The 13,948-nt window shown below is 73.5% G+C and carries 8 protein-coding genes; 2 read left to right on the top strand and 6 right to left on the bottom strand.

What is annotated here, in order from left to right; genetic code table 11:
• Positions 1-66 precede the first annotated feature (66 nt).
• The 3 genes from MUK52_RS20555 to MUK52_RS20545 all read right to left on the bottom strand — a co-directional run bounded on the left by MUK52_RS20555 (position 67) and on the right by MUK52_RS20545 (position 4,861).
• Positions 67-1,356, bottom strand: a complete 1,290-nt coding sequence (locus MUK52_RS20555; RefSeq protein WP_114057631.1) for a citrate synthase — start codon at positions 1,354-1,356, stop codon at positions 67-69.
• 167 nt (positions 1,357-1,523) lie between these two features.
• On the bottom strand, positions 1,524-3,767 hold the full coding sequence (recD2, locus tag MUK52_RS20550) for an SF1B family DNA helicase RecD2 (RefSeq protein WP_114057632.1): 2,244 nt from the start codon (positions 3,765-3,767) through the stop codon (positions 1,524-1,526).
• A gap of 119 nt (positions 3,768-3,886) precedes the next feature.
• The gene (locus tag MUK52_RS20545; RefSeq protein WP_114057633.1) at positions 3,887-4,861 is read right to left on the bottom strand and encodes an EamA family transporter; all 975 of its coding nucleotides are present in this window, start codon (positions 4,859-4,861) and stop codon (positions 3,887-3,889) included.
• 123 nt (positions 4,862-4,984) lie between these two features.
• Here MUK52_RS20545 and MUK52_RS20540 point away from each other — a divergent pair, with 123 nt between their 5' ends.
• The gene (locus tag MUK52_RS20540) at positions 4,985-6,001 is read left to right on the top strand and encodes a LysR family transcriptional regulator (protein ID WP_246042690.1); all 1,017 of its coding nucleotides are present in this window, start codon (positions 4,985-4,987) and stop codon (positions 5,999-6,001) included.
• 10 nt (positions 6,002-6,011) lie between these two features.
• Positions 6,012-7,868 (top strand): glycoside hydrolase family 3 protein, encoded by a 1,857-nt coding sequence (locus tag MUK52_RS20535; RefSeq protein WP_284578936.1) that lies wholly within the window; start codon positions 6,012-6,014, stop codon positions 7,866-7,868.
• Between the two features lie 31 nt (positions 7,869-7,899).
• Here MUK52_RS20535 and MUK52_RS20530 read toward each other — a convergent pair whose 3' ends face one another.
• The 3 genes from MUK52_RS20530 to MUK52_RS20520 form a co-directional block, all read right to left on the bottom strand.
• Complete coding sequence (locus tag MUK52_RS20530; protein ID WP_284578934.1) at positions 7,900-9,363, bottom strand: serine protease; 1,464 nt, start codon at positions 9,361-9,363, stop codon at positions 7,900-7,902.
• A gap of 84 nt (positions 9,364-9,447) precedes the next feature.
• A complete protein-coding gene (locus tag MUK52_RS20525; RefSeq protein WP_246042691.1) occupies positions 9,448-9,852 on the bottom strand; it encodes a hypothetical protein in 405 nt (134 codons plus the stop codon).
• A gap of 143 nt (positions 9,853-9,995) precedes the next feature.
• Positions 9,996-13,892, bottom strand: coding sequence for an ABC transporter ATP-binding protein (locus MUK52_RS20520; RefSeq protein ID WP_114057636.1), 3,897 nt, complete (start codon positions 13,890-13,892; stop codon positions 9,996-9,998).
• Positions 13,893-13,948: the final 56 nt, after the last annotated feature.

The raw sequence follows: 13,948 nt of genomic DNA, 5'->3' as shown, positions 1-13,948 counted from the left end.
GCGCCCCGTCCGTCGACCCGTGGGGGGATCGACGGCGGGGCGCTTTTCGCGTACTGCGGCCCTGCGTCAGCGGGCCTCGACCGGGACGAAGTCGCGCTCGACGACGCCGGTGTAGATCTGGCGCGGGCGGCCGATGCGGGAACCCGGCTCCTTGATCATCTCGTGCCACTGGGCGATCCAGCCGGGGAGGCGGCCGAGCGCGAAGAGCACGGTGAACATCTCGGTCGGGAAGCCCATCGCGCGGTAGATGAGGCCCGTGTAGAAGTCCACGTTCGGGTAGAGGTTGCGCGAGACGAAGTACTCGTCGGAGAGCGCGTGCTCCTCCAGCTTGAGGGCGATGTCGAGCAGCTCGTCCGACTTTCCGAGAGCCGACAGGACGTCGTGCGCCGCAGCCTTGATGATCTTCGCGCGGGGGTCGAAGCTCTTGTACACCCGGTGGCCGAAGCCCATCAGGCGGACGCCGTCCTCCTTGTTCTTCACCTTGCGGATGAAGGAGTCGACGTCGCCGCCGTTGGCCTGGATGCCCTCCAGCATCTCCAGCACGGACTGGTTGGCGCCGCCGTGCAGCGGGCCCCACAGGGCCGAGATGCCGGCGGAGATCGAGGCGAACATGTTCGCCTGCGAGGAGCCGACCAGGCGGACGGTGGAGGTGGAGCAGTTCTGCTCGTGGTCCGCGTGCAGGATCAGCAGCTTGTCGAGCGCGGAGACGACGACCGGGTCGAGCTCGTACTCCTGCGCCGGCACGGAGAACGTCATGCGCAGGAAGTTCTCGACGTAGCCGAGGTCGTTGCGCGGGTAGACGACCGGGTGGCCGACCGACTTCTTGTACGCGTACGCCGCGATCGTCGGGAGCTTGGCCAGCAGGCGGATCGTGGAGATGTGCCGCTGCTTGTCGTCGAACGGGTTGTGGCTGTCCTGGTAGAACGTCGACAGCGCGCTGACGACGGACGACAGCATGGCCATCGGGTGCGCGTCGCGCGGGAAGCCGTCGTAGAACCGCTTGACGTCCTCGTGCAGCAGGGTGTGCTGGGTGATCTCGTTGCGGAACGACGCGAGCTGGTCGACGGTCGGCAGCTCGCCGTTGATCAGCAGGTACGCGACCTCGATGAAGGTCGAGCGCTCCGCCAGCTGCTCGATCGGGTAGCCCCGGTAGCGCAGGATGCCCTGCTCGCCGTCCAGGTAGGTGATCGCGGACTTGTAGGCGGCGGTGTTGCCGTAGCCGCTGTCCAAGGTGACGAGCCCCGTCTGGGCCCTCAGCTTCGCGATGTCGAAGCCCTGGTCGCCGACGGTGCTCTCGACCACCGGGTAGGTGTATTCACCGTCCGCATACCGGAGTACTACAGAGTTGTCGCTCACGTCATCCCTCACCGACGTAGTGCCTCTTCTTCGAGGTGCCCTGACTTCCTCTACCTTCCCCCATCTGGCGCAGGAGAGTGCACTCGGGGTCGGCGTAAGGCAGTTTCGACGGCACTGAGTGCCGTCAACCTTCTTATCCTGCCCCTTCCGCGCCGAAAGCGGAAACCCTAGGCGGTGTTTCCCACCGGTATGCGGCCGGACAGCCTAGGGGCGACCGCCGTGAACCTCCTGCCTGCGGAAACCGTACGCACCGCCTGGGCGAGGGCCTTGCGCGACCCCACCAGCACCACCAGCTTCTTGGCCCTGGTCACCGCGGTGTAGAGAAGGTTCCGCTGGAGCATCCTCCAAGCGCCGGTGGTGACGGGGATCACGACCGCCGGGTACTCGCTGCCCTGGGAGCGGTGGATGGTGACGGCGTACGCATGGGCCAGTTCGTCCAGTTCCGCGAAGTCGTAGCCCACCTCCTCGTCCTCCTCGGTCCGGACCGTCAGCCGCTGCTCGACCGCGTCGAGGGCGGTCACCACGCCGACGGTTCCGTTGAAGACGCCGTTCGCACCTTTGTCGTAATTGTTCCTGATCTGGGTGACCTTGTCCCCCACGCGGAAGACCCGGCCGCCGAACCGCTTCTCCGCGAGGTCCGGCCGGGCCGGGGTGATGGCCTGCTGGAGCAGCCCGTTGAGGTGGCCCGCCCCGGCCGGCCCGCCGTGCTTGGGCGCGAGGACCTGGATGTCGCGGCGCGGGTCGAGGCCGAAGCGGGCGGGGATCCGCCGCGCAGCGACGTCGACGGTGAGGCGGCCCGCCTCCTCGGTGTCCTCCTCGGGGAAGAGGAAGAAGTCGGGCAGGCCGTCGGTCAGCGGGGGCAGGCCGGTGTTGATCCGGTGGGCGTTGGTGACGACCCCGGACTGCTGCGCCTGCCGGAAGATCCGGGTGAGGCGCACCGCGGGGACGGGGCCGCCGTCCGCGAGGAGGTCGCGCAGCACCTCCCCCGCGCCGACCGAGGGCAGCTGGTCCACATCGCCCACGAGCAGCAGGTGGGCACCCGGCGCCACGGCCTTGACCAGCTTGTTCGCCAGCAGCAGGTCCAGCATGGAGGCCTCGTCGACGACGACCAGGTCGGCGTCCAGCGGGCGGTCCCGGTCGTACGCCGCGTCCCCGCCGGGCTTGAGCTCCAGCAGCCGGTGCACGGTGGAGGCCTCGGCGCCGGTCAGCTCGGACAGCCGCTTCGCGGCCCGCCCGGTCGGCGCGGCGAGGACGACCCTGGCCTTCCTCGCGCGGGCCAGCTCCACGATGGAGCGGACGGTGAACGACTTGCCACAGCCGGGCCCGCCGGTCAGGACGGCCACCTTCCGGGTGAGGGCGAGCCGCACGGCGTCGCGCTGCTCGGGGGCCAGTTCGGCGCCGGTGCGCCCGGCGAGCCAGCCCAGCGCCCGCTCCCAGTCCACGTCCTGGAAGGACTGCATCCGGTCGTCCTCGGCGTTGAGCAGCCGCCGCACCTGGCCCACGAGCGACAGCTCGGCGCGGTGGAAGGGCACCAGGTACACGGCGGTGACCGGCGGCCCCCCGTCCGGATCGGGCACGGACTCGCGTACGACGCCCTCCGGGTCGGCGGCAAGCTCGGCCAGGCAGTCGATGACGAGGCCGGTGTCCACCTGGAGCATGGTGACGCCGTCGGCGATGAGCCGCTCCTCGGGCAGGAAGCAGTGCCCCTGGTCGGCGGACTGCGACAGCACGTACTGCAGGCCGGCCTTGACCCGCTCGGGGCTGTCGTGCGGGATGCCGACGGCCTGGGCGATCCGGTCGGCGGTCAGGAAGCCGATGCCCCAGACGTCGGCGGCGAGCCGGTAGGGCTGGTTGCGGACCACCGAGATGGAGGCGTCGCCGTACTTCTTGTAGATGCGGACCGCGAGGGAGGTGGAGACGCCGACGCCCTGGAGGAAGACCATGACCTCCTTGATGGCCTTCTGCTCCTCCCAGGCGGCGCCGATCATCCTGGTCCGCTTGGGCCCGAGGCCCGGCACCTCCGCCAGCCGCCCCGGGTCGGCCTCGATCACGTCGAGGGTGTCGGTCCCGAAGTGCTCGACGATGCGGTCGGCGATCCGCGGGCCGATCCCCTTGATGAGGCCGGAGCCGAGGTAGCGGCGGATGCCCTGGACGGTCGCGGGCAGCACGGTCCGGTAGTTCTCGACCGTGAACTGGCGGCCGTACTGGGGGTGCGAGCCCCAGCGGCCCTCCATGCGCAGCGATTCGCCGGGCTGCGCACCGAGCAGGGAGCCGACGACGGTCAGCAGGTCCCCGCTGCCGCGGCCGGTGTCGACACGGGCGACGGTGTAGCCGTTCTCCTCGTTCGCATACGTGATGCGCTCCAGCACCCCCTCGACCACTGCGAGTTGTGCCGCCCCGTTGGTTGCCATGGCACGACGTTACCGTCCGCCCGTGACACTCCGGCGGCCCTGTGGACAGCGGCCCCGGAACCGGGAGAAGTGCACCGAACCGGAAAAGGGCCCGGCCTCGCGGCCGGACCCCCTCGCGGTCACCCCCTCCTCGCCGGTACTCCCCGATCCCCCCGGATCCCTCCCCGGAAGTGCCGACGCACCATACGACCCGCCCGGCCCGCCGGGGGTTGCACACCCGCGGCGGACTTTGCGATTCCCTTGCCCGGGGCGAGCGAGGTCAGCGCGACCCCGCCGATCAGCAGCAGCGCCGCGAGCAGGCGCGGCCCGGTGACCTCCTCGCCGAGTACCAGCGCCGCCGAGGACATCCCGAACACCGGCACGAGCAGCGAGAACGGGGCGACGGAGGAGGCCGGGTAGCGCCGCAGCAGGTACCCCCAGGCCCCGAAGCCGAACACGGTCGACACCCAGGCGACGTACCCGATGACGGCGATCCCGGACCAGTCCAGGGCCCGCAGCGCGGCCAGGTCCCGCTCGGGCCCCTCCAGCAGCAGCGACAGCGCAAGCAGCGGCAGCACCGGCACGGTGCACACCCAGACCATGAAGTTCAGCGCGTCGGGCGGGGCCGCCTTGCGGGTCAGCACGTTCGAGACGCCCCAGCAGGCGGCGGCCGCGACGACCAGCGTGAAGCCGAGCACCGGCCCGGACGCCCCCTGGTCGGCGGCGGCCAGCGCGATCCCGCCGAGCGCGACGGCCATCCCGGCAAGCCGGACCCTCCCGGGCCGCTCGCGCAGCACGGCGCCCGCCAGGGCGGCGGTGAAGACGGCCTGCGCCTGCAGGACGAGGGAGGAGAGCCCGGCCGGCATCCCGGCGGCCATGCCCGTGAAGAGGAGCCCGAACTTCGCGATGCCGAGCGCCGCCCCGACGCCCAGCACCCACTTCCAGGCGACCTTGGGCCGCCCCACGAAGAAGACCGCGGGCAGGGCCGCGGCGAGGAAGCGCAGGGCGGACAGCAGCAGCGGCGGGAACTGCCCGAGCCCGATCTCGATGACGACGAAGTTGAAGCCCCAGACCGCGGCGACGAGGACCGCGAGGGCGGTGTGTGCGGGACGCATGCCTTGAGCATCGGCGCGGCGACCGTGAAGCACCAGCAACGATCTCTTCCGCGATGGATGAAGCATCCGTGACGAATCCGCGGGCGGGGCGGCGGCCCGGGCGCCCTGCCTACGATGGTCGGCATGCTCGACCTCTCCCGGCTGCGCGCCCTGCACGCCGTCTCCGTCCACGGCTCGGTCGCCGGCGCGGCGGCCGCCCTCGGCTACACGCCCTCCGCGGTGTCCCAGCAGATCGCGAAACTCGAACGGGAGACCAGGACCACCCTGTTGGAGCGGCGCGGGCGCGGCGTCGCGCTGACCGAGGAGGCCTGGCACCTGGCCGACACGGCGCGCGAGCTGCTGGCGATCGTGGAGCGCGCGGAGACCACCCTGGAGGAGCGCCGGGGGCAGCCGGGCGGGCTGCTGGCCGTCGCCGCGTTCGCGTCGGCGGCGCGCGGGCTGCTGCCGGGCGTGCTCGCCGAACTGGCCCGCCGCCACCCCGGGCTCGACGTACGCCTCACGGAGGTCGACCCGCACCTGTCGGTGGACCTGGTGGCCCGCGGTGTGACGGACCTGGCCGTGGCCCACGACTGGGACGTCGCGCCGCTGCCCGCCCCGGACGGCGTCGAGCAGGCGCTGATCGGGCACGACCGCTGCGACCTGGTCGTGCCCGAGGGCCACCCCTTCACACGGCGGGCCGCCGTCCGCCGAGCCGACCTCGGCGGTCAGCGGTGGGTGTGCCAGCCGCCCGGCCGCGTCTGCCACGACTGGCTGGTGCGGACGCTGCGCACGGCCGGCTTCGAGCCGGACGTCGCGCACGTGGCGGAGGAGAACCACACGATCGTCGCGCTCGTCGCCGCCGGGCTCGGGGTGGCCGTCGTCCCCCGCCTCGGCACCGGCCCGCTGCCGCCGGGGGCGGTGGCGGTGCCGCTGGAGCCGGGTCCGGTACGCCGCCTGTACGCCCTGTGGCGCACCGGCGCCGCCCGCCGCCCGGCGATCACCGAGGCGGTGCGGACGCTCCGGGACCACTGGGCAGCGCAGGCGGACACCGCGCAAGCGGATGCCGCGCAGGCGGATGCCGCTCGGGAAGGCCCCGTGCCCGGGCCCCGTCCGGGGGACCCCGGCCGTGTCCTCGGCGGCGGGGGCACGGGCCCGCAGTAGGGTCCGGCGCGTGCCGCACCCCACTTCACGCCGGTCCCTGCTCACCGCGGCCGCCGTGGCCGCAGCCGCCACTGCCGCCGGGGCGGCCGCGTACGCCGTACGCGACTCCCCGACGGGCTCCGGCTCCGCGGGCGGGGCTGCCCGCGGAGCCGACGCCCGCCCCGGCGACCGCGCCCCCGGCCCCTCCCCCGACCTGGCCGCGCTGCGGCGGGCCGTCGCCGGGATGAGCCTGACCGAGCAGGTCGGCCAGCTGTTCGTCTCGCGCGCCTACGGGCACTCCGCGACCGGCCCCGATGCGGCGGACGCGGCGAAGAACCAGGAGCTGTTCGGGGTCCGCACCGCGGCCGAGCTGGTCTCCCGCTACCACCTCGGCGGCGTCGTCCTGTTCTCCTGGGCGCACAACACCCGCAGCCCGCAGCAGGTCGCCGAGCTGGCCGCGGGCCTCCAGCAGGCCGCCGCCGGCACGGGGGCGGGCATCCCGCTGCTGCTCTCGGTGGACCAGGAGCACGGGGCGGTGGCCCGTATCGGCAAGCCGGCGACGCTGTTCCCGGGGGCGATGGCCCTGGGGGCCCGCACCGGCCGGACCCCTGCCGCGGCGGAGGCGCGCCGGGCGGCGCGCATCGCCGGCACCGAGCTCGCCGCGATGGGGATCGGGCAGGACTACGCGCCGGTGGCGGACGTGAACACCAACCCGGCGAACCCGGTGATCGGGGTGCGGTCCTTCGGCTCCGACCCGCAGGCGGTGGCCGCGCTCGTCGCGGCGCAGGTCCGCGGCTACCAGGGCGCGGGGATCGCGGCGACGGCCAAGCACTTCCCCGGGCACGGCGACACGGAGACCGACAGCCACGTCGGCCTGCCGGTGATGCGGCACACCCGGGCGCAGTGGGAGGAGTGGGACGAGCCGCCGTTCCGGGCGGCGGTGGAGGCGGGCGTGGACGCGGTGATGACGGCGCACATCGTCTTCCCGGCGCTCGACCCGTCGGGGGATCCGGCGACGCTGTCGCGGCCGATCGTGACGGGCATGCTGCGCGAGCGGCTCGGCTTCCGGGGCGTGGTGGTCACCGACGCCCTGGACATGGCGGGAGTCCGGCAGAAGTACGGGGACGACCGGGTGCCGGTGCTGGCGCTGAAGGCGGGCTGCGACCAGCTGCTGAACCCGCCGGACCTGGGGCTGGCGTTCCGCAGCGTGGTACAGGCGGTGGAGTCGGGCGAGCTGACGCAGACGCGGATCGCCGAGTCGGTGCTGCGGATCCTCGAACTGAAGGCGCGCCGGGGCCTGTTCGACCGGCCGCAGACCTCGGCCGGGCAGACGGCCGCGGTGGTGGGGAAGGCGGCGCACCTGGCGGCCGCCGACGAGATCGCGGCGGGGACGACGACGCTGCTGGCCAATCCGGTGGGGCTGCTGCCGCTGGACGCCTCGGCGGCGCCCGCGGTGCTGGTGACGGGCACCGACCCCGCCTCGCCCAGTGCCACGACGGGCCCTCCGACGGCGGTGCTGGCGCGGGAGCTGGCGGCGCTGGGGTGCCGGGCGACGGCGGTGCCGCCGGCCCGGGCGGTGGCGGCGGCACCGGGGAACGCCGCGGTACTGGTGTGCACGTACAACGTGCCGGAGGGGGACAGTCCGCAGCGGAAGCTGGTGGCGGACCTGCTGGCCACCGGGGTGCCGGTGGCCGTCGTGGCGCTCCGCAACCCCTACGACCCGGCCCGGCTGCCGCCCTGTGCGGCGGAGCTGGCCACGTACACCTGGTCGGATGTGGAGATGCGGGCGGCGGCCCGGGTGGTCACCGGTGCGGCGCGGCCGGCGGGCCGGCTGCCCGTGCCGGTGCCGGGCCGCTACCCGCTGGGGCACGGGCTGGCGTACGGCTGACCGCCCGCCGGCCCGCGCCCCGCGGGGTGCTCTACGGCCGCAGCTGGTGCTCGCGCGGCAGTTCCTGCTTGTCGAGCGCGGCGTCCGGCTTGGCCAGCGGGGCGGTGCGGCCCGCGTCGAGGGCCGCGGCGGCCGGGACGACACCGGCCCACTCCTGGATCCGCTGGGTGGCCAGCGCCCGGTCGCCGTCGCGGAGCTGGGCGACGTTGGCGCCGTGGTTGGCGCCGGGCGCGGTCATGACGTAGCTGTCGCGGGTGCCGTAGCCGAGGCGGAACGGTTCTGCGCCCCAGGGGTCGTTCTGCCCGTAGACGAAGAGCATCCGGTTGGCGTTGTTCTTCACCCAGTTGTCGATGTCCGCCATGGCCGCCGGCTGGAAGGCCATCGGGATGTCGCGGGGCACGAAGTTGCGCGGCGGCTGGTAGCCGTACCGGCTCAGGCCCTTCAGGTGCGGCTGCTTGATGTCGGGCGAGCCGAGCTGGGTGCCCGCCTGGTAGTAGTACGGCGTGTAGGTCGCAAGGCCCTGGTCGGCGTAGGCGGAGAAGCCGGAGATCGCGTCGATGGAGTCCCAGATCTCCTGGTCGGAGGCGGTCTTGGCGTCCGGGACGGAGCCGCAGTCGGCGAGCAGGCTGTACTGCCAGAACGCCCACGCGTAGTCGAGGACGACGGCCTCGTAGGCCTTGTCGAGGTTGCCGACGGTGTTGAAGGTCCAGCCGTTCTCGGCGGCGGCGGCCGCGTACTTGGCCTCCAGGGGGCCGCGGCGGACGAGGGCCTCGCGCTGGAGGGCGTTCAGCCGGTCGCGGCACTCCTTGGTGCCCACCTTCGCGAAGAACCGGTCGTAGGCCGAGTCCTCCTTGTTGACGACGTCGTTGGGCGCGACGTACGCGACGACTCCGTCCATGTCCCTGGGGTAGAAGCGCTCGTAGTAGGTGGCCGTCATGCCGCCCTTGCTCGCGCCCGTGGAGATCCACTTCTTGGTGTAGATCTTCTTCAGGGCGCTGAAGATGCGGTGCTGGTCGCTGGCCGCCTGCCAGATGTCGAGCTTGGACCAGTCGGCCGGGTCGGGCCGGGAGGGGTTGAAGAACCGGTACTCCATCGACACCTGGTTGCCGTCGATGATGGCCGTCGGCTCGCTGCGGCGCGGGGTGGTGTTGACGTTGTAGCCCGAGGTGAAGAAGACCGTGGGGCGCGACTCGTCCTTGTGCAGCAGGGTGAGGCGCTGCTTGAAGGTGCCCTTCCACGGCTGCCGGTGGTCGATCGGCTGCTCGTAGTTCAGTACGAAGAAACGGTAGCCGGCGTACGGCTTCTCCTCGATGAGGCTCATGCCCGGGACGGCGAGGATCCGGTCCTTGATGTCCGCGGCCGCGGCCTGCCCTGCGGTGGCAGGCGCCGCGGCGGCCGGCTCTGCGGCGGTGGCCGCCTGAGCCGTGAAGCCGGCCGTGCCCATGGTGCCGATCAGCACAGCGAGCGGCAGCAGCCGGCCAAGCGTCTTGCGCATTCACCCTCCCCTTTGTTCACTGCGGTCGCCCGTGAACCTAGCGGGGTCAACGCGGCTCTGAACAGACCCAGTTGGGACGCAGCCTCAGCAGAGGATCCAGCCGGACTCGGCCGATCCGGCCCCGATGCTCCCCTTTACATACACGCAGCGGTTGATCGCCCCGACCGTGACAGGTCCGGCATAGCGGGTGAATTGCCCCGTATCGCGGAGGGGGACGCCGCCGCGCGGCTGGACGGACACCGCCATCGGCCGGCGCGCGCCCGGCGCGTCGGCCACGGCGGCCGCGCAGGCCTGCGTACGGCTCTTGTAGACGCGCACCTCACCCCCGGCGAACGGCAGGGACTTCACCAGCCGGCCCGCGCAGCCGCCGGTCGCCGCCGCCGACGCGGGCGGGGCCGCCAGCAGCCCCGCCGCACACAGCAGCAGCACCACGGGCGCCGCCCCCGCCCTGAGGACCCCCGGCCCCCGCCCCTCACGCTCCCGTGCCATGACAGTCCCCCCGATCCCCGGAACGCCGGCGCGCCCCACCCGTACCCCCGTACGCGACGCGCACAGACGTACGACGCACGAGCCCCCCGGAAGGTTGCTCAGTGCACGTTCCGGGGGGCGCGGGCGGGTCCGGCAGGGCCGGCTCAGGCGGCGGCCGGCTCGTCCTCCCCGACGAAGGTGCGCCACAGCTCGGCGTACCGGCCGCCGCGGGCGAGGAGTTCGTCGTGCGTGCCGTCCTCCGCGACGCGGCCGCGGTCCATGACGACGACCCGGTCGGCGCGGGCGGCCGTGGTCAGCCGGTGCGCCACGACGAGCGTGGTGCGCTTGCCCGCCAGCCGGTCCGTGGCCCGGTTGACCTGCGCCTCGGTGGCCAGGTCGAGCGCGGCGGTGGCCTCGTCGAGCAGGAGCACGTCGGGGTCGACCAGCTCGGCTCGGGCCAGCGCGATCAGCTGGCGCTGCCCGGCCGACAGGTTGCGGCCGCGGTCCGCGACGGTGTGCAGGTAGCCGCCGTCCAGGGTGGCGATCATGTCGTGCGCGCCGACCGCGCGGGCCGCCGCCTCGACCTCGGCGTCGCTCGCGTCGGGACGCCCGTAGGCGATCGCGTCGCGGACCGTGCCCGGGAAGAGGTACGGCTCCTGCGGGACCACGCCGAGGCGGCGCCGGTACGCCGTCAGGTCCAGCTCCCGCAGGTCGGCGCCGTCGGCGGTGACCCGGCCCCCCGTCGGGTCGTAGAACCGCGCCACGAGTTTGACCAGCGTCGACTTGCCGGCGCCGGTCTCGCCGACGAAGGCGACGGTCTGCCCGGCGGGTATCCGCAGGCTGATTCCGGCCAGCGCCTCGCCCTTCTCGCCGCGCTCCTGCGCGGTGCCGTACGCGAACCGGACGTCCTCGAAGGCGATCTCGCCGCGCAGCTCCCGCACGCCCCGCGGGTCGGCGGGGGCCGGTGTCGCGGTCGGTTCGCGCAGCAGTTCCTGGATCCGGCCGAGGGACACCGTGGCCTGCTGGTAGCCGTCGAAGACCTGGGACAGCTGCTGGACGGGCGCGAAGAACAGGTCGATGTACAGCAGGTACGCCACCAGCGCGCCCAGCGTCAGCGTGCCGGCCTCGACACGGCCGGCCCCGGCGATCAGGACGGCCGCGGCCGCCCCCGACGACAGCAGCTGCACGAACGGGAAGTAGACCGAAATCAGCCACTGGCCGCGCACCCGCGCCTGCCGGTAGGCGTCGCTGCGCTCCGCGAAGCGGACCGCCCCGGCGCCCTGCCGGCGGAAGGCCTGCACGATGCGCAGCCCGGAGACGGACTCCTGGAGGTCGGCGTTGACGAGGCTGACCCGGTCGCGGGCCAGCTCGTACGCGGCGACCGACTTGCGGCGGAAGAAGACGGTGCCGACGACGAGGACGGGCAGGGTCGCGAAGACGATCAGGGCGAGGCCGGCGTCGATGACGACGAGGGCGACGAGGATCCCGAGGAAGGTGAAGACGGAGACGACGGCGGTGACGAGCCCGGTCTGCAGGAACGTCGCCAGCGCGTCCACGTCCGTGGTCATCCGGGTCATGATCTTGCCGGTGAGCTCGCGCTCGTAGTAGTCCAGGCCGAGCCGCTGGAGCTGGGCGAAGATCTTCACGCGCAGGGCGTACAGCACCCGCTCGCCGGTCCGGCCCGTCATCCGCGTCTCGGCGAACTGGGCCGCCCACTGGCCGACGACGACGACCAGGGCCAGCAGCGACGCCGCCCAGACCGCGCCGATCGCGGCCTGCTCGACGCCCTGGTCGATGCCGTGCCGGATCAGGACGGGCAGCAGCAGTCCGGCGGCCGCGTCCGCGGCGACGAGCCCGAGGCTGATGGCGAGCGGCGCCCAGAAGCCGTGCAGCAGGCGGCGCAGGTTGTAGCTGGACTCGGCGCCCGCGGCGCGGGACTCGTCGACGTCCGGCACGTCGTCGGCGGGCGGCAGGGCGGCCACCTTCGCGAGCAGCTCGGGCGTGGCCGGCATCCCGCCGACGGCTCCCGCCATGGTGAACACCGCCCCGGGCCCGCCGGCCGCGGCCGCGGCGGCGGGTGCGCCGGCCTTCTGCGAGCCGTCCTGCTGCCGGCGCCACAGCTCGGGCGTGATTCCGCCGGCGACGCGCCGCTTGGCGTTGACCGGCTCGGCGTCGATCTCGGCTTCGAGCTCGATGTCCTTCTCGAAGTCCCGCTCGTACCCGGCGGCCGCGCCGGGGGCGTCGGCGGTGGGGGGCGAGCCGGCGGCGAGGGCGTCCGGGTCGGTCAGCAGCCGCCGGTACAGGGCGGAGCGGCGCTCCAGCTCCTCGTGGGTGCCGATGTCGGCGAGGCGCCCGCGGTCGAGGACGGCGATCCGGTCGGCGAGCGCGAGCGTGGAGCGGCGGTGCGCGATCAGCAGGGTGGTGCGGCCCGCCATGACGGCGCGCAGCGCCTCGTGGATCTCGTGCTCGACGCGGGCGTCGACGGCCGAGGTCGCGTCGTCGAGGAGGAGCAGGCGGGGGTCGGTGAGGATCGCGCGGGCCAGGGCGATGCGCTGGCGCTGGCCGCCGGAGAGGGTCAGGCCCTGCTCGCCGACCTTGGTGTCGTACCCGGCCGGCAGGGCTTCGACGAAGCCTTCCGCCTGGGCGGCGCGGGCGGCGGCCCGGATCTCCTCGTCGGTGGCCTCGGGCCGGCCGAAGGCGATGTTCGCGCGGATGGTGTCGGAGAAGAGGAAGGAGTCCTCCGGGACGAGGCCGATGGCGGCGCGCAGCGAGTCGTACGTGAGGTCCCGTACGTCGTGCCCGCCGACGCGGACGGCTCCGCGGTCGGCGTCGTAGAAGCGGGGCAGGAGGAGGGAGAGCGTCGACTTGCCGGAGCCGGAGGATCCGACGACGGCGACGGTCTCGCCGGCGCGGACGGTGAGGGAGAACCCGTCGAGGACGGGCCGGGCGGGGTCGTAGCCGAAGACGACCCGGTCGAACTCGACGGTGGCGGGCGCGTCGGCGGGCAGCTCCCGGGAGCCCTCCCGGATGGCGGGTTCGGTGTCGACGAGCTCGAACACGCGCTCGGCGCCGGCGCGGGCCTGCTGCCCGACGGTGAGCACCATGGCCAGCATGCGGACGGGGCCGACGAGCTGGGCGAGGTAGGTGGAGAAGGCGACGAACGTGCCGAGGGTGACCTGCCCGCGGGTGGCCATCCAGCCGCCGAGGGCCAGCATGGCGACCTGGGCGAGGGCGGGGACGGCCTGGAGGGCGGGGGTGTAGCGGGAGTTCAGGCGTATGGTCCGCAGCCGGCCGGCGAAGAGCCGGCGGCCTGCGTCGCGCAGCTTGCCGGTCTCCTGCTCCTCCTGGCCGAAGCCCTTGACGACGCGGACGCCGGTCACGGCCCCGTCGACGACGGACGCGACGGCGGCGGCCTGGCCCTGCGCCCACCAGGTGGCGGGGAAGAGCCGCTTGCGACTGCGCTGGGCTATGAACCACAGGGCGGGCGCCATCAGCAGCGCGACGAGCGTCAGCAGCGGCGACAGCCACAGCATGACGCCGAGGGATATGCCGAAGAGGAGGAAGTTGCCGACGGTCATCGGCAGCATGAAGAGCAGGCCCTGGATGAGCTGGAGGTCGCTGGTGGCGCGGCCGACGACCTGGCCGGTGGACAGCTCGTCCTGGCGCCGGCCGTCGAGGCGGGCGATGGTCGCGTACATGTCGGTGCGCAGGTCGTGCTGCACGTCGAGGGCGAGGCGCCCGCCGTAGTAGCGGCGTATGTAGGTGAACGCGTAGACGAGCAGCGCCGCGCCGACGAGCAGGCCCGCCCAGGGGGCCATGGGCTTGCTGTGGTCGCCGATGACGTCGTCGATGATGACCTTGGTGACGAGCGGGACGAGGGCCGTGACGGCCATGCCGGCGAGGGAGGAGCCGAGCGCGAGGAGCACGTTCGCCTTGTACCGCCAGGTGTAGGCCGCGAGCCGCCTGGCCCAGCCCCGGCCCTTCTCCTGCGGCCCGCCGTCCCGCCGCCCGCCGTCCTGCGGACTCTTCCCGGCTGTCTGCTCTGTCTGCGCCGCCGCCACGTTCTGTCTCCCCGTCGTCCCCGTCGCTGCCGCCTCACCCAACGCCCCCACCGGCG

The sequence above is a fragment of the Streptomyces sp. 2P-4 genome, assembly GCF_030167965.1.
In the GTDB taxonomy this organism is placed as follows: Bacteria; Actinomycetota; Actinomycetes; order Streptomycetales; family Streptomycetaceae; genus Streptomyces; species Streptomyces globosus_A.
The sequence above is the reverse complement of the archived record's forward strand: the minus strand, read 5'-3'. Positions and strand labels throughout refer to the sequence as shown.